This is a genomic window from uncultured Sanguibacteroides sp., assembly GCF_900543425.1.
In the GTDB taxonomy this organism is placed as follows: Bacteria; Bacteroidota; Bacteroidia; order Bacteroidales; family Marinifilaceae; genus Gabonibacter.
Genome location: NZ_UQRQ01000013.1, coordinates 37205 through 53436, shown reverse-complemented (window position 1 = coordinate 53436; position 16232 = coordinate 37205). Strand labels below are relative to the sequence as shown.

Annotated in this window: 13 protein-coding genes; 8 read left to right on the top strand and 5 right to left on the bottom strand. The window is 41.4% G+C overall.

What is annotated here, in order from left to right:
- Positions 1–7: 7 nt before the first annotated feature.
- A complete protein-coding gene (locus QZR76_RS08845) occupies positions 8–1327 on the bottom strand; it encodes a pyridoxal phosphate-dependent aminotransferase (protein ID WP_294142336.1) in 1320 nt (439 codons plus the stop codon).
- Between the two features lie 253 nt (positions 1328–1580).
- Here QZR76_RS08845 and QZR76_RS08840 point away from each other — a divergent pair, with 253 nt between their 5' ends.
- From QZR76_RS08840 to QZR76_RS08805, 8 genes are all read left to right on the top strand, one after another.
- Positions 1581–2798 (top strand): FtsX-like permease family protein, encoded by a 1218-nt coding sequence (locus QZR76_RS08840; protein WP_294142334.1) that lies wholly within the window; start codon positions 1581–1583, stop codon positions 2796–2798.
- A complete protein-coding gene (locus QZR76_RS08835; protein ID WP_294142331.1) occupies positions 2795–3559 on the top strand; it encodes an energy transducer TonB in 765 nt (254 codons plus the stop codon). The genes QZR76_RS08840 and QZR76_RS08835 overlap by 4 nt, the downstream gene beginning before the upstream one ends.
- 63 nt (positions 3560–3622) lie before the next feature.
- Positions 3623–4303, top strand: coding sequence for a phosphoribosyltransferase family protein (locus tag QZR76_RS08830; protein ID WP_294142329.1), 681 nt, complete (start codon positions 3623–3625; stop codon positions 4301–4303).
- A gap of 214 nt (positions 4304–4517) precedes the next feature.
- A complete protein-coding gene (locus tag QZR76_RS08825; RefSeq protein ID WP_294142327.1) occupies positions 4518–6443 on the top strand; it encodes an Ig-like domain-containing protein in 1926 nt (641 codons plus the stop codon).
- Positions 6444–7205: a DUF3108 domain-containing protein gene (locus tag QZR76_RS08820; protein ID WP_294142325.1), complete on the top strand. Its 762-nt coding sequence runs from the start codon at positions 6444–6446 to the stop codon at positions 7203–7205.
- A 46-nt stretch (positions 7206–7251) separates the two neighbouring features.
- Complete coding sequence (locus QZR76_RS08815; RefSeq protein ID WP_294142323.1) at positions 7252–8253, top strand: DUF4837 family protein; 1002 nt, start codon at positions 7252–7254, stop codon at positions 8251–8253.
- A gap of 19 nt (positions 8254–8272) precedes the next feature.
- Positions 8273–9415: a DUF1343 domain-containing protein gene (locus tag QZR76_RS08810; RefSeq protein ID WP_294142322.1), complete on the top strand. Its 1143-nt coding sequence runs from the start codon at positions 8273–8275 to the stop codon at positions 9413–9415.
- A gap of 46 nt (positions 9416–9461) precedes the next feature.
- A complete protein-coding gene (locus QZR76_RS08805; RefSeq protein ID WP_294142320.1) occupies positions 9462–12569 on the top strand; it encodes an AsmA-like C-terminal region-containing protein in 3108 nt (1035 codons plus the stop codon).
- A 46-nt stretch (positions 12570–12615) separates the two neighbouring features.
- Here QZR76_RS08805 and QZR76_RS08800 read toward each other — a convergent pair whose 3' ends face one another.
- The 4 genes from QZR76_RS08800 to QZR76_RS08785 all read right to left on the bottom strand — a co-directional run bounded on the left by QZR76_RS08800 (position 12616) and on the right by QZR76_RS08785 (position 16176).
- Complete coding sequence (locus QZR76_RS08800) at positions 12616–12987, bottom strand: hypothetical protein (RefSeq protein WP_294142317.1); 372 nt, start codon at positions 12985–12987, stop codon at positions 12616–12618.
- A gap of 26 nt (positions 12988–13013) precedes the next feature.
- A complete protein-coding gene (locus QZR76_RS08795) occupies positions 13014–14192 on the bottom strand; it encodes an AIR synthase related protein (RefSeq protein WP_294142315.1) in 1179 nt (392 codons plus the stop codon).
- 172 nt (positions 14193–14364) lie between these two features.
- Positions 14365–15078, bottom strand: a complete 714-nt coding sequence (locus tag QZR76_RS08790; RefSeq protein ID WP_294142313.1) for a LytTR family DNA-binding domain-containing protein — start codon at positions 15076–15078, stop codon at positions 14365–14367.
- A 12-nt stretch (positions 15079–15090) separates the two neighbouring features.
- Positions 15091–16176 (bottom strand): histidine kinase, encoded by a 1086-nt coding sequence (locus tag QZR76_RS08785; protein WP_294142311.1) that lies wholly within the window; start codon positions 16174–16176, stop codon positions 15091–15093.
- Between the last annotated feature and the right edge of the window lie 56 nt (positions 16177–16232).

Here is a 16232-nt window from a genome sequence, read left to right as displayed (position 1 = left end):
GAACTTCCTACTTTACCGCGTGATCGGCTTGAAAAGATTTCAAACGTTCTTCCAATGTCGACATTCTATCCATTGCTGTTTGGGAAACACACGCCCTTAGTCCTTGTTTTTTGGAACCCGTGTCTCGCAAAGGAATGGCCGATATACCATAGTATAGTATCTCTTTCGTCAATTCAGCTCCGGTCATTCCCGGGTAGATGATAGTGAAATAGAATCCATCGGCGATAGGTTGATCGATATCTTTATCGTAAACGATTTCAAATCCGTATTGGGTGAAGAGTGTCTTCATGGCATGTGCCCGTTCGGCGTATTCGCGAACCCCGTCCAGAATGTTTATTTTGCCCTCGTTGGCGGCTTTTAGTATAGCACTCATGGCGTATTGACAGGAGTGAGTCGTCCCGGAAGAGAGGGTGTAAATGATCCGGTTGACAAGGGTATAGCCTAAAGTGCCCAGACCGCCGAAACGGTGTTGTAAGTTTTCGAACTTACGATTGTATAGGGCATCGGATATGCACATGATTCCCAAACGTTGTCCGGCATAGCTGAATAGCTTGGAACCTGAGATCATGACGATGTAGTTCGGGGTGTATTTGGCAACGGTCGCTTGAAACGGCGGAACTCCCGGATTGGAAAGGTCTTTGCGGAAGTCCATGGCAAAATAGGCTAAATCTTCTAAAACGATTACTCCGTATTTATTGGCCAACTCTCCGATGATTTGTAACTCTTTTTCCGTAAAACAAATCCAGGCAGGATTGTTCGGGTTACTATACAGGATGGCTGCGATATTACCTTTTGAAAGATGTTCCTCTAATTTTTCCCGTAGCTTATCGCCCCTGTAATTATAGACATCAAACGATTCGAACGGTTTGCCGATTACTTGCATCTGGGTTTTCTGAACAGGAAATCCCGGGTCGATAAACAGTACGGTATCTTTGCCTTTTTGGCATTCGGTTACAGCCATAAATGCTGCATAGCAGGCTTGCATGGAACCGACCGTAGGAATAATACCTTCCGGCTTAATCTCTATGTCCATGAAGTTTTTCACGAATTTGGAACCCTCTTCTTTGAATTCCTTATGTCCTTCGAGCATAGGATAGAACTGGGCTACACCTTGCCGGAGAGCGTCAATTTCGGCTTCTATGCCAATTGATGAGGGGGGGAGACCCGGTACTCCCATCTCCATGCGAATAAATTTTTCTCCGCTTTCGGCTTCGACCATATTTACCACTTTTACGATATCCCGAATGGTTGCGTCTTCCATGTCTCGGATTCCACAGACCTCCAGTTTCTGGTCGACAATTTTCGTGTCTATTAGATTGTTCTGCATATGAAATTTAATATTTATCTGGATTTTATTTTCATCTTTTCGCGTAGGTGCAAGTTTAATAAAAATTTATCAGGATAACTCTCGAAATCGTTTTAAATTTGAAGTGAGAATGGCTAAAATAATTTAATTTCAAATCAAAGCCTCTGTTAAGGTTCGAATACGACGAATGGAGAGAAGTGTGGGGAAAGCTCTTCTTTCTTTTGTAGGCCGTAGAAATTTGTTTACTTTTGTCTAAACGTTAAAATTGGATTTCGTGAATATAGAGTGGTTTATTGCACGCAGGTTATTAAAGGGTGACACGGAGAAATCCGTGTCCGTTCCCATCGTTAGGATCGCAATCGGCGGGATAGCGTTAGGGTTGTGCGTGATGCTACTTTCTATATTTATCATTATCGGTTTTAAGCATGAAATCACGTGGAAGTTATCCGGTTTTACGTCACATTTGAACATCATTCCTTATGAGACGTCGAACGGGGCTATTTTACAGGCTGATTCCTTAATGGCGAGATTGAAGCGAATGGATGGGGTGAACGAGGTGTATGGTTATATCGAGAAGCCTGCGATACTGAAGAGTAAATCGGAAATTCACGGAGTGGTATTGAAAGGAGTGGATTCTACTTATAACCGAAATTTTTTTCAACGAAATTTGAAAGAAGGCAAAATGCCGGATTTTTCAACGCCTAAAGCTTCTGAAGAGATACTGATTTCGGCTTTTGTCGCAGATTATTTGAATGTGAACACGGGAGATAAGATCATTGCTCATTTTGTGCAGGAACCTCCTCGTGTCAGGGCTTTTAGGGTGTCGGGAATTTATGATACCGGATTCAAGGAATACGATGATGTGGCGGTATTGGCGGACCGCAGGCATCTGGCAAGATTGAACGGTTGGGAACCGGGGCAACTGGGGGGAATTGCCGTGGAGTTGTCCGATGTGGAAAAGGTGAACGAGTATTGGGATCGGGTGGATGATTTGCTTTATGATATGAATGAAAACTGTGAGGTAAAAACATTAGGGGATATTGCACCGCAAATATTCGATTGGCTGAATCTGTTGAACATGAACGTTTGGATTATCCTGATCCTGATCGTGACCGTGGCGGGATTTAACATGGTGTCCGGTTTGTTGATTTTAATTTTGGATAAGACGGTGTTAATCGGTATGTTGAAGGCTCTCGGTTGTAAAAATATATCATTGAGACGTCTGTTTTTGTATATTTCTGCCGGATTGATCGTGAAGGGTATGATTTGGGGGAATTTGCTGGCTTTTTTACTGGCAGGGATACAATACTATTTTAAAGTGGTGAAATTGGATCCGGTCACTTACTACATGAGTACCGTGCCGATCTATTTTAACGGATGGTATATACTGTTCTTGAATGTGGGTGTAATTGCGGTAACATTACTTATGTTGATTGTTCCGACCATGTTGATATCTAAAATTAATCCGATAAAGTCAATCCGGTTCGAATGAAAATAAAAGGTTGGGATACATATTTGAAAAAATGGAAAGAGTTTATTTATGCTCATAAGCACGGCATAATGGGGACTCTTATTTTCCATTTGCTATTGGCCATCGGATTGTTGAGTATGGGGATATCGAAGATGAACGTGCATAAAGAGGTCGAAATTGTGCTGGAAATGCCGGAGCCGGAAGTTATTCAGCAGATGATAGAAGAGAAGAAAGAGTTAATTCGTCAACGGGCTAATGATGAAGTAGAGGAGATGTTGCGTTCGATTGCCGTAAACGAGGAGGTGAAAAATGAAAAACGACCCGATCGCGAGCCGATAGAAAACGTACAGGAATATATCAAAGAGATACAGGAGGAGCTGAAAGGAAGCTATGGTAATCGTTACGAAACTAAAAAAGATAAACATTATAAAACGGATAGTCTGCAACATGCGAAAGACGAACAGCAACGGAAGCTGGATTCCTTGCAATCGATCGTTTACGTGGGGAAAAGTAGTGTTTCGTATAAGTTGGAAGGGCGGTATAAAGTTTTTTTACCCATACCCATTTTTAAATGCGAATACGGGGGAAAGGTGGTCGTGGCTATTGTTGTGAACCAAAAGGGACATGTGGTGAAGGCGGAAGTCATAGATAAGGAGTCTAAACAAGACGATTGCCTGAGGGACGTAGCCGTGGATGCCGCTTTGCGTTCCCGGTTTAATCAAGATGACAAGGCTTCGGAGTATCAGACAGGAACAATTACGTATAATTTTGTAAAACAATAATTTAGATAGAACCAAAAGGAAACCAGAGGGAGAGCAATATAGGTGTAATTTAATAAATAAAATATGACTCTCGTTTCCTATTTTTTAGCCTTTATAGATCTGTTTTATCCCCGGATGTGCGAAGTTTGTAAAGAGGTGTTGGTCACAGGGGAAAAACATATTTGTTCTGCATGTTTATATGACTTTCCGTATAGTTATGGCTTGCATGATGACCTGTTTTTGCAATTCGACCGGGTATGTCGAATGAAAGCAGTCCACTCCTTGTTTTATTATAGCCGATATAGCGATTACCGAAATTTGATCTATGCTATAAAGTATCGATCCAAAAAAGATATCGGACATTTTCTGGGGGCTATGTTGGGAGAACGAATGGCTGGAAGAGATGAATTCGATGGTATTATTCCTTTGCCTCTCCATCCGAAGCGAGAACGAAAACGAGGTTTTAATCAGGCCCGGGAAATTGCGGTCGGTATTGCGGAGGTGTTGCAAGTACCCGTGATGGATCATGTTGTTTCCCGGGTTATCAATAATCCTTCCCAAACGGGCTTGACGGCCGAACAACGAGCTGAAAACGTGAAGCGTATCTTTCGGTTGGAAGAGACTCTTTCGTTGCAAGGGAAACACATACTGGTCATTGATGATGTTATTACGACGGGATCAACCTTAACCTCTTTTCTCGAAGTTTTAAATGAAATTCCTGATTTGACGGTAAGTGTGGCTTGTCTTGCGGTGGCGAAGGATTGATCGTATCAATTTCTTATATTGTATTGGCCTTGTCTTACTGTCCGTGTCAATATTTTTAACGTGATTTATGGAGGAAAAGTGTTAAGATAGTCTGTGTTTTCTGACAAGAGGTAATAAAGTCGTAAAAAAAACGATTAATTTTAAGGTTTATAGAGATGGAGGAAAGGTAGTCCGAACTTTTTTATAAATTTGTAGAATTAATTTTAGGAGGATTATGAGTAAGATTTTTTGGAATGCTTTTTGTTTTGCGGCTATTGTCGTGTCTTTAATCATATATGCTTGTGCTAACAGGGGTTATCCGGAGGGGGGAATAAAGGATGAAATCCCTCCTAAGGTGATTAAAGAAGAACCTGTCTCTTTCTCTACCGATTTTAAGGCAAAACGGGTAAGCATTTACTTTGATGAATTTGTACAGTTAAAGGAGATTAACAACAAATTTGTAATGTCTCCTCCTGCCAAAAAAAATCCTAAGGTCAGTTTACGCGGGAAGTATATTGTCGTGGATTTGAATGCCGATACTTTGAAACCGAATACTACTTATACGTTGGACTTTGCCGATGCTATCGTGGATAATAACGAGGGAAATCCGTTAGGATATTATCGCTATGTTTTTTCCACGGGTAACACCATTGATTCTTTGGAGTTAAGCGGAAAGGTAATCGATGCTCAGACTCAGTTACCTTTGCTCAATGCCATGGTGTTGTTTTATGAAAATCATGCCGATTCCGCGGCTATACTGGAATTACCCAGCTATCTGGCTCGTACGGATAGTGCCGGAATGTTTCGGGTGACGAACATTAAGGATACCGTGTATCGGGTGTTGGCTATTGAGGATGCGAATCGGGATAATAAGTTTACGCCGGAGAATGACCGGGTCGCTTTTGTGGATACATTAGTCAGGCCTGTGATGAGCCGGGTGATGAGATGGGATACGATACGGCCCGATACGACCCAAATAGAAGTAAGGCGTTCGAGGAAAGGCGAGTTAAGTGTTAAACAATTGACCAAAGATACGATCGTGCAACGGGAGTATATATTGTATGGTCCTTCTAATTTGTTCATGAGTATGTTCGAGGAGGAGCCTACCCAATTGTATTTGGACAACGAACTTCGGGATGAACGGGAACGGCTGGATTTTTTATTTAGTATTCCTGGAGATAATCAATTAAAGGCAAGGTTATTAGGATTGCATTTGTTGGACGGCGTGGATAAGGATTGGTATATTACGGAACGTTCGGCCGGTAACGATACTTTAAAATTGTGGATAAAGGATTCCTCCATATATAAAATCGATTCTTTGCTTGTCGAGTTGACCTATATGAGAACGGATTCTCTGCGTCGTTTGGTCTGGACAAAAGATACGGTAAAATTAAACTATAAAGATAAAGTATTACCGAAGAAAAAGAAGAAAAAAGACGATGAGGAGGAGGATAAACCGGAGTTGAAGTTTTTGGAATTTACTTCGAATATTGCTCCTACCTTTGATTTGAATCGAAATATCGTGTTGGATTTCGATAAGCCGATTCGGCCCTCTGAAATGGAGAAAATAAAACTGTTTGAAAAAGTGGATTCGAATTGGGTCGCTATTCCTTTTGAGATAAGCCAGGATAGTTTAAAAATCCGTCGGTTTTACTTGGATAATAAATGGAAACCCGAGACGGAATACCAGCTGACGATTGATTCCATGGCGATGCATAACTTATATGGTTTATATAACAAAAAGTTTGAGAAGACGTTTAAGACAAAAGCAGAAGAGGATTATGGAAAGATATTTTTGAATGTTACGGGAGTCGAGATGCCTGTGGTCGTGCAACTTTATCAGGGAAGCGATAAAGATTTGAAAATATTGCAGGAGAAGCAGGTTTTTAAAGACGGTAGAGTAACGTTCGATTATTTGAATGAAGGAACTTATATGATCCGGGCTATCATGGATAGGAATGGAAATGGGAAATGGGATACCGGAAATTACCTGAAGCGAATTCAGCCTGAGGAGATAAAATATTTCCCGTTGGATTTTAAGATAAAACGGAATTTTGACGTGGAGCAGGAGTTTGATGTGAAGAAAACCTACGTGAGGGAGGACCCGAGCAAGAAGAAAAATGAAGAAGAAAATAATAAAAAGAGAGGTAGGAGCAGATAAATGAAGAAAATATTATTAATCGGTGTACTATTTTTTAGTTTGCCTCTTTTTGCACAGGAGAAGGTTAAGCCATTGGAAAAATTGACTTATACCGGGTATTACAACTGGGGGTTCGTATGGATTAAGGCAGGGTCTGTGGAATTTACGCTGGCGTCGTCCGATAAATATCCCAACGCCCAGCGGTTGTTTGCCGTGGGAAGTTCCAATCCTTCCTGGGATTGGGTTTTCAGGTTACGGGATACGCTGATCTCTTATCATGACAGCCTTACGTTCATGCCTTATGAATTCTCAAGAAAGGCTCATGAAGGAAATTACCATAAAACGTTCGATTATGTTTGGGACTATGGTAATAATGTCATCTATTCGGAGGTAGAACGGATCGGAAAGTATGTCCGTAAAGATACCATCCCTTTGTTGGAGGGGACCTATGATATGCTTTCCGTGGCTTGGCTGGCCCGGAACCTGGATTTTGAAAAATATAAAAAAAACGATATGATCCCGATTCGTATTTTGATTGATGAAAAAATTTACGAACTTTATGTTCGTTATTTGGGAAAGGATAAAGTAAAATTAGGGAAAGGGAAGCGTCAGTGCCATGTGTTTTCTCCTTTGTTGGTGGAAGGAGAAGTGTTCAAAGGGGGAGAGAATATGAAAATTTGGGTGAGCGATGATGAGTACCGGGTACCGGTTATGGTAGAGGCGAAGATTCTGGTCGGATCGGTGAAAGGAATTCTGGATGAGGCGAATAGTATTTATTGGTAACTGGAATTTTTTGTTTGGGAAGAATCGGAAATTTAAAATTTGAAATATGAAGAAATTGATAATTATTCTGGTGTCTGTCGTGTTTTTTGTAGGTTGTAAAAATGCGATCAAGAATATGTCTCCCGCGGTCTCCGGAAAGGTAAACGAGATCTTGGTGATAGCTGAAAAAAACGTTTGGGATGGGCAGGTCGGAGATTCTATTCGTGCGTGGTTCCAACAGGATCAGGAAGGATTACCGCAAGTAGAACCGCTTTTTGATATGCTGAATTTGCCGGAATTGCATTTTGATAAAAATATAAAGGGACATCGTAATATATTGAAAGTGGAAATTTCTCCTTCTGTCGATTCTGCTTCAATTCAGTATGTGAATAGTCCGTGGGCCAAGAGTCAGGTGTACTTCAAAATTAAAGCTCCTAATAATCAGGAGTTCCTGAAAATTTTTGAAGCGAACAAAAAAAGAATGTTGGGGGTATATACAAAAGCAGAAAAGGATCGGTTGGTTTCCATTTATAAGCGGACGGCAGATTCCCGTATTTTCAATCTTTTTAAAAAGAAATATGATATATTGCTGTATTGCCCTACCGGATACTATATTAATAAAGATACAACCGGATTTGTCTGGATATCCAGCGAGACAACTCGGGATAGTAAGGGAATTTGCTTCTTTACCGAGGAGTATAAGGATCAGAATCAATTTAATGACCGGGTGATTATCGAAACCGTGAATGAAAAGTTGAAACAATTTATACCCGGCCCTTTGAAAAATTCCTATATGGCTATTGATACGGATATACGTTATACGGCCGTACAATACGATTATCATGGGAGTTATGCGATTATGATCCGGGGGTTGTGGACCGTGATAAATGATTTTATGGCAGGACCTTTCGTGTTGAATGTCGTTTTGGATCAGGAACATAATCGCATTATTTATATGATGGGATATGTATATTATCCTAATGAGAATAAGCGGAATATGGTTAAACAGGTTGAGGCGATTCTAAGCACGATGGAGATTAATTACGAAGAACCGAAAAAAGAGGAATAAACATATGAAGTTCGTGATTATGTTATTGATAATAGCATCCGTACCAACGGATGCTATTTGCGTAAATATTCGAAATGGGATAGAACGATATGAAATCTATCATGACGCATTGGAAGGAAAACGGGTGGGTATCGTGGCCAATCATACCTCTATGGTAAAAGAGCAGCATAGTGTAGATTTTTTGCGGGATAAAGGGGTAAATTTGGTGCGGGTATTTTCACCGGAACACGGTTTTCGGGGGGAGGCAGAAGCAGGACGATTGACGGGGGATTATACGGATGCAGAAAGTCGTTTGGAGGTCATATCGTTATATGGTAAAAAGAAAAAACCTACCGCAGAAGATCTGAAAGGAATAGATTTGATGATATTTGACATTCAGGACGTGGGGGTTCGTTTTTATACTTATATTTCTACCCTTCACTACGTTATGGAGGCATGTGCCGAGAATGGGATCCCTTTGGTAGTGATGGATAGACCGAATCCAAATGCTTTTTACGTGGATGGCCCGGTATTGCAAAAGTCGTATGTCTCCTTCGTGGGTATGCACCCGGTTCCTGTGGTTTACGGAATGACAATAGGGGAGTATGCGCTTATGATTAACGGAGAGGGATGGTTAAACGGAAAACGGCGTTGTCGGCTGACGGTTATTCCTTGCGAAAACTGGAAACGGGAGGAGGCTGTCTCTTTACCGCAAAAGCCTTCTCCGAATTTGCCGGATTCTGTTTCTGTTATCTTATACCCCTCTGTCTGTTTTTTCGAGGGTACGGTTGTGAATGAAGGCAGGGGAACCATGACACCTTTTCAGGTTTTTGGACATCCGGATTTAAAAAATATGTCATATTCTTATACTCCTCGTTCTATTAAAGGGATGAGCGAATCGCCTAAATGTGAAGGACAATTGTGTTATGGCATGGATCTGAGGAAGGAGTACCATTCTGTTCGGGAGCGGAAAAAGATAAATTTGGCCTGGTTGTTGTTGGCCTACCGGAATTACGAAGGAAAAGAGTCTTTTTTTACGCCGTTTTTTGATCAATTGGCAGGGAACGATTTGCTTCGAAAAGCAATATTGTCGGGCGAGAGCGAAGAAGAGATTCGGAATTCCTGGCAGTCTGGTTTACAGGCATTTCGTGAGATACGGATAAAATATTTGCTTTATAGGTAGTTGAAATGGCTATAAGATTCATTATAAATTAGGTTAGTGGAAGATCATGAAAGGAAGAAAGAAAAAAAGTATCGTATGGCGTTTGGTAAAGTGGACGATTATTACCTTGTTTTCTTTGTTGATATTAGCGGGTATCGGAGTGGGAATACTCATTCATTTTATTTTTACGCCTCAAAAGTTGACTCCTGTTGTTGAAAGGATCGCTAATGATGTGCTAAACGCAAAGGTGCATTTCGATTCGATAGAACTTACTTTCTTCTCTACTTTTCCCAATTTCGGCTTGGATGTCCGGAACGGGGAGGTGGTAACGAAGGTTTTTCAAGATAGTGTTTCAACTTATGTCTCTACCGATTCGTTGATGAGTTTTCAGCGTTGTCTGATGACAGTGGATCCTATGGCTTATTTGTCTCGTAAGGATGTTGTGATAAAAGAGTTGCTAATCGAGAAACCCCGGATATACGCTTACGTGAATGAAGAGGGGGTTCCCGGTTGGGATGTGATGAAAACAGAGAAAAATGATTCTTTGCCGGAAGTGGCTTCCGATACCTCTTCCGTGGAGATGATAGGTTCTATTGATATAAAGAATGTGCGGATTAAGGAAGGGATGTTGGTGTTCGACGATCGGGCGAATCAGATATACGTGAGGATGGAAAATCTCGGGGTGGGGATAGACGGAGCCTTTGCTCGCAGGAAGTCTCGTTTGGATGTCGACATCCAAATGGAGAATCTTTTATTCTGGCAACAGGGAGAACTGTTGGTTAAAAACGTTACTTTGGGTTTTAAGAGCGGAATGAGTATCGATAGGGATTCTTTGTTGTATACGTTGGATCGTGCTGTTGTAAATGTCAACGGATTAAAGTTCGGTTTAGGGGGTGAATGCCGGGGAGATTCTGTTACCCGTACGTTGGATGTGGATATGAAATTCGGTATGCAGGTTCCTTCTCTGAAAACGGTACTGGATTTAGTACCCCCTACGATCTTAAAACGGGATAAAAAAGCGGAGGTAGAAGGGAGTGTATTATGCAGCGGAACGGTGAAGGGAATATACGGGAAAGATCGGATTCCGATTATTACGAGTCGTATAAAAATTAATAACGGAGCGATTCGTTACGCGGGAATGCCCTATGCTTTGGAAAAATTGGAACTCGATGTGGAAGGACAGGTGGATCTGCAGCGTCAGCAACCGTCGTATGTAAAATTAAGTCGGCTCTATTTGAAAGGTGCTTCTACTGAAGTGGATTTGAACGCTGAAATCCGGGATTTGCTTACGGCTCCCCGATTATTATCGAACATTAATGCCGTGGTGGATTTTACTTCTTTGACTCAAATATTTCCGTTAGAGGAAGGTGTCTCCATGAAAGGGGAATTGAATTCGGTTTTAAAAGCGAATATACTATTGTCGGATATAAAAGCGGCAAATTACGGGAAAATGGATATTCGGGGCGGATGTCGCTTAAAGGATGTGGTGTTGAAGAGTGAAAGGGATAGTTTTCTGTTCCGTTCGAAATCCATCGGATTGGGTTTCGGTACGAATATGAAAGATGATACGATATTGCAGGGGAAGAATTTACTTAACGGTATTTTCGGATTTGATAGCGTGGACATCAATATAAAAGAGCGGTTGGTTTTTCATATGGATACCTCTTACGTGCATGTAAAAACTTCTCCCCTGAGAGATACGGCGGCGGTGGCTTCCATGTCCGCGAACATACATTTCGGTCGGATCAGACTTACGGTGGATGATACGCTCTCCCTGATGATGGGTAATAGTGAGGCAAAACTCTCGTTAGGCCCTTCTCCGTCGGATAAAAAGGTTCCCCAGGCGAAAGCGAGGGTGGAGATGGATAGTTTACGGATTCGGGCGTTAGGCAATCGGTTGAGAATGGAGAGTGCCGGTTTTGATTTGACGAGTGTCATGGATAAAAATAATAAACGGGTTTGGAGGACTTCCGGTATAATCGGTTTCCGGAATTTAGGTATGTATACGCCCATGTTTCCGTTGCGGATGAGGATGCCCGGTACTAAAATCACCTTGGCTCCCGGTCGCATCGAATTGAATGGAGCTATTTTGAGGGTGGGACATTCGGATGTTTTGTTGACGGGAGCCGTCTATAATCTTGCCGATGCTTTTATGCATAAAGGAGAGTTAAAGGCAGAGTTGGCCGTAAGGTCGAAAATGATCAACTGTAATCAATTGATGAAAGCGATGGAGGTCGGGGAGGCAAATCGATCTAAAATTTGGGGGATAAATGAAGAAGAGATGAGTGAAAAGGAGTTGGAGGAGGCAGATCTCTCTGCCGATTCCACTTATGTGGCCGATAGTACCATGTCTGTTTTTGTTGTTCCTCCCGGTATCGATTTTAAATTTGAAACTCGAATCGATAAGGTTTTGTATGGTAAGTTGGAGTTAGACAGTATACATGGAGAGATGATTATGCGGAATCAATGCATTGAATTGTCCGACCTGAGTTTGCGTTCTATGGCGGCCGATATGAAAACTACGATGTTGTATAAAGCCTCTACTCCGGAGCGGGCTTATGCCGGTTTTGATTTACGAATGGACGATATTCATGTAGCTTCGTTGATCAATTTTATGCCTTCTCTGGATACTTTATTTCCGATGTTACGTTCTTTCGAGGGTATGGTTGATTTTCATATTGCAGCGGAAGCAGATTTGGATTCCTCGATGATGATCGATTTGCCTACTTTGCGTGCGGCAGCTTATCTGGACGGGAAGGATTTGGTGTTGTTGGATGGTGAAACCTTTGCCGAAATATCCAAGATGTTAATGTTTAAGAATAAGAAACGCAATATGATCGATAGTGTTTCGGTTGACTTCTTGATTAAGAACGGAGTCATAGAGATATTTCCCTTTATGATAGAGATGGACCGTTATAAGGTGGCTGTCGGAGGGGAACACCATATCGACATGACTTTTAAATACCATATTTCTCTATTGAAATCCCCCATACCTTTTAGGGCGGGAATCGATATCTCCGGTTCTCTGGAAAAGATGAAGTTCCGGATCACGAAAGCGAAATACAAAGATATTTTTATCCCTTCCCGAAGGGCGAAAGTGGATAGTACACAACTTAACCTGCAAAAGCAGATTCGACAATTGCTGCAATCCGTCAAACAGGTGGCTAACGAATAAGGCATGGGATCAACGAGTAACGGGTTTTACACATTTCGGGTTTCCGTTAAGGAATCAGTTCTATCTTGACAAAGGCTCTGTCGTCGAAAGAGTTGTTCCCTTTTTTTAATCCTTTCGTGGATTTGAATAGGTGATAACAGAGCGGATCGTTTTTCAAGATATATTCCAGGTATGCCTCCGATTCGGATAAGGTAGGAAAGAGTTTGGGATAACCGTCTGTGACCAGGACTAAGTATGGGGAGGCGGAATTGGCCAGAGAGAGGGTTTTTACCTGCGAAGGAGCAACAGGAGACCCGTCCAGAACGCCATAGGAATATATGCTATCGGGGAAATGATTTTGAAACAGGGTTTGCTCTTTTAGGTATTCGAGAGTTTCCTCGCATCCTATGTTCGTGGCCAGAAGGTCTTCTACGCTCATGCCCTGTTTGATACAACTTTCGGTAATTATAAACCATCGTAGTAAAATTTACCGAATTCACTAATAATAGTAAGCTCGTTTTTTTCACTATCGTAACAACGTCCTACGATCTGCGCATCGATATTGAAACTTCGGGAGATAGCCATGATCTCATCCGCAATCTCTTCATTTACATAAATCTCCATCCGGTGGCCCATGTTGAACACCTTGTACATCTCTTCCCATGGCGTGCCGGATTGTTCCTGTATTAATTTGAACAACGGCGGAACGGGGAAAAGATTGTCTTTTACGATATGCATTTTTTCGACAAAATTCATTACCTTGGTTTGGGCTCCGCCGGAACAATGCACCATGCCGTGTATCTCTTTCCGGTATTTATCCAATACCTGCTTTATGACCGGAATATAGGTACGCGTCGGAGATAATACCAGCTTTCCGGCGTCTATTCCCAATTCCGCTATTTTATCCGTTAATTTGCATTTCCCCGAATATACCAGCTCCTGCGGAACGGCATTGTCATAACTTTCCGGGTATTTGGTCGCTAAGTATTTGGCGAAAACATCGTGCCGGGCGGAGGTAAGTCCGTTGGAACCCATACCGCCGTTGTATTCGCTTTCATAAGTGGCTTGTCCGTAAGAGGAGAGGCCTATAATAACATCTCCGGCTTTTATGCGGTCATTCGAAATAACATCTTTTCGTTTCATCCGACAAGTAACCGTAGAGTCCACGATAATCGTTCGTACGAGATCTCCTACATCGGCGGTTTCTCCTCCTGTTGAATAAATATTTACTCCTAATTTTCGGTATTCTTCGATTAGTTCCTCCGTTCCGTTAATGATAGCGGCAATGACTTCACCGGGGATCAGATTTTTATTTCTTCCGATGGTAGAGGATAACAAGATATTGTCTACGGCTCCGACACAAAGAAGATCATCGATATTCATGATTAGAGCATCCTGTGCAATACCTTTCCACACCGAAAGATCTCCAGTCTCCTTCCAATACAGGTAAGCCAAAGAGGATTTTGTTCCGGCTCCGTCCGCGTGCATGATGTTACAATAACTTTTTAAGCCACCTAAGTAGTCGGGGATAATTTTACAAAACGCCTTTGGAAATATACCTTTATCCAAATTTTTAATGGCATTATGAACATCTTCTTTAGAAGCTGAAACCCCCCTTTTATTGTATCTTTCGTCTTTTCTCATAACGGACAAAATCGATGATTTAATGATGTTAATGATATTATAATCAGAATATTGATTTCCTGATTACGCGTGTACGCACTCTTTATTATCTTTTGCAAAGTTAGGGATAATTTTCAATAATAATTGAAACTGAGCTTAGAATTTACTTGTGAGATACTTCCGGGAATTACTCTTAGTTTAAGGCCCTTCGTTCCAGTAATTCCATAAAATGGTCTTTGTAGGAATCCGATATAGGAATATAGAGTTTACCGAAAACAATACGATTGCGTTCTATTGTTTTGATCTTGTTTATATTGATAATATAAGAACGATGTACCCGGATAAAGGTATCGGAAGGGAGATATTCTTCGATCGTCTTCATGCTCATCAGGGTCAGAATGCCTTTTTCCGAATCTTCGGTTTGTATTTTGATGTAGTCTTTCACCCCTTCGATGTACAGTATATGCTGCAGTTCGATTTGTATGAGTTTATAATCGCTTTTTACAAATATACTTTCGGGATTTTTGCGGAAAGTGGAACCTTGTACCATTTCATACCAATGCAATGCTTTTGTGGCAGCTTTTAAGAACTCGGCATAATTAAAAGGTTTTAACAGGTAATCCAAAGCGTCGACCTTAAAACCTTCCAGAGCATATTGTTCGAAAGCGGTCGTGAAAATTACTTTTGTTTTATTTCCGATAATCCGGGAGAGTTCCAAACCGTTCAAATCGGGCATTTGTATGTCCAGAAAGGCTACTTCTATCGATTCTTTTTCCAACAGAGAGATAACATCCAATGCATTATCGTATCGTCCGACAAGGTTCAGAAAAGGAGTTCTCCGAACGTAGCTCTCCAGCAGGTCCAAAGCCAAAGGTTCGTCGTCCACAATAATGCAATTTAACGTCATATCAGTTGAATTTTAAAGGTTAATAATGAGTTGGGCCATGAAATGATCGTCTATTTTTTCGATTTTTAAAATGTATTTTCCCGGATAGAGCAATTGTAAACGTCGTTGTAAATTTTGAATCCCGATCCCGGAACCACTCCTGTCGTTGTCATTTTTGGGGAAATAACTGTTTTCTACGATGCAATTTACCCATTGGGATTCTTGTAATTCCATACGGATACGGATAAAAGAGTCTTGAGTGTTACTTATCCCGTGTTTGAATGCATTTTCAATCAATGTAATAAATAGTAACGGGGCAATCATAACTCCTTTTCCCTCTTCCGGTATGTTCACTTCCAGATGAGTGTGTTTGGGGAGACGTAGGCTCATCAATTCAATGTAACTCTTCATAAAGATGAATTCCCGATCTAAGGATACCAGATTTTGATTATTGTCATACAACACGTGACGTAGCAATCGGCTCAGATCGTGAACGGCGTATTGGGCCCGTTCCGGGGCGATGGCTATCAAGGAGTAGATGTTGTTAAGCGTATTGAACAGAAAATGAGGATTTAATTGGCTCTTCAGGTTCTTCAATTCTGCTTCTGCCTTTGCTTTTTCCAACTCTTTTTTTTCTCCCTCTGTCTTATACCAGTTACTGGTCATTTTGACTGCCATACTTAGGGCAACCGTGAGTCCCATTAACAGCATATCCCGGCCTAAAAAGAAAAACCGGGGCGGTTTGGGAAGTGCTTTTCGTAAGGCGATCAGCTCTTCCGGTTCGGGGAGACTGATGTAGGTACGATGAAATTCTTGCCAAAAATGTAAAAATAGTCCGAGCAATACGATGACTATCAGATTAATCACGATAAAACGGAAAATCTTTTTTTGAAAAAGAATATCATCGATAAAGCAGAAATAGTTGGCATAGAAGACGATCATGCAGGATAACGGGGCGAGAAAATATCCTAAATACCATCTTAGCGTGATGATGAATTGATGATCGTTTCTGGTAAAGAATAGGGGAAAAGCAAAGAAAATTCCCCAGCCGATCACGTGAATGGCTACGCGTAAATGTTTCCGGTTACCGATTTTCTGCATATTATCTTTATTGGACATAAGCAAAGCTACTGATTTACGATGTATGATTTACATTTACGGTTAAAAACTTTCGT

What these genes read in the sequence shown, in the direction of transcription:
- QZR76_RS08845 (WP_294142336.1), bottom strand. Translation starts at nt 1,327, where the DNA reads ATGCAGAACAATCTAATAGACACGAAAATTGTCGACCAGAAACTGGAG.
- QZR76_RS08790 (WP_294142313.1), bottom strand. Translation starts at nt 15,078, where the DNA reads ATGACGTTAAATTGCATTATTGTGGACGACGAACCTTTGGCTTTGGAC.
- QZR76_RS08835 (WP_294142331.1), top strand. Translation starts at nt 2,795, where the DNA reads ATGAAAATAAAAGGTTGGGATACATATTTGAAAAAATGGAAAGAGTTT.
- QZR76_RS08800 (WP_294142317.1), bottom strand. Translation starts at nt 12,987, where the DNA reads ATGAGCGTAGAAGACCTTCTGGCCACGAACATAGGATGCGAGGAAACT.
- QZR76_RS08805 (WP_294142320.1), top strand. Translation starts at nt 9,462, where the DNA reads ATGAAAGGAAGAAAGAAAAAAAGTATCGTATGGCGTTTGGTAAAGTGG.
- QZR76_RS08785 (WP_294142311.1), bottom strand. Translation starts at nt 16,176, where the DNA reads ATGTCCAATAAAGATAATATGCAGAAAATCGGTAACCGGAAACATTTA.
- QZR76_RS08820 (WP_294142325.1), top strand. Translation starts at nt 6,444, where the DNA reads ATGAAGAAAATATTATTAATCGGTGTACTATTTTTTAGTTTGCCTCTT.
- QZR76_RS08815 (WP_294142323.1), top strand. Translation starts at nt 7,252, where the DNA reads ATGAAGAAATTGATAATTATTCTGGTGTCTGTCGTGTTTTTTGTAGGT.
- QZR76_RS08795 (WP_294142315.1), bottom strand. Translation starts at nt 14,192, where the DNA reads ATGAGAAAAGACGAAAGATACAATAAAAGGGGGGTTTCAGCTTCTAAA.
- QZR76_RS08825 (WP_294142327.1), top strand. Translation starts at nt 4,518, where the DNA reads ATGAGTAAGATTTTTTGGAATGCTTTTTGTTTTGCGGCTATTGTCGTG.
- QZR76_RS08810 (WP_294142322.1), top strand. Translation starts at nt 8,273, where the DNA reads ATGTTATTGATAATAGCATCCGTACCAACGGATGCTATTTGCGTAAAT.
- QZR76_RS08830 (WP_294142329.1), top strand. Translation starts at nt 3,623, where the DNA reads ATGACTCTCGTTTCCTATTTTTTAGCCTTTATAGATCTGTTTTATCCC.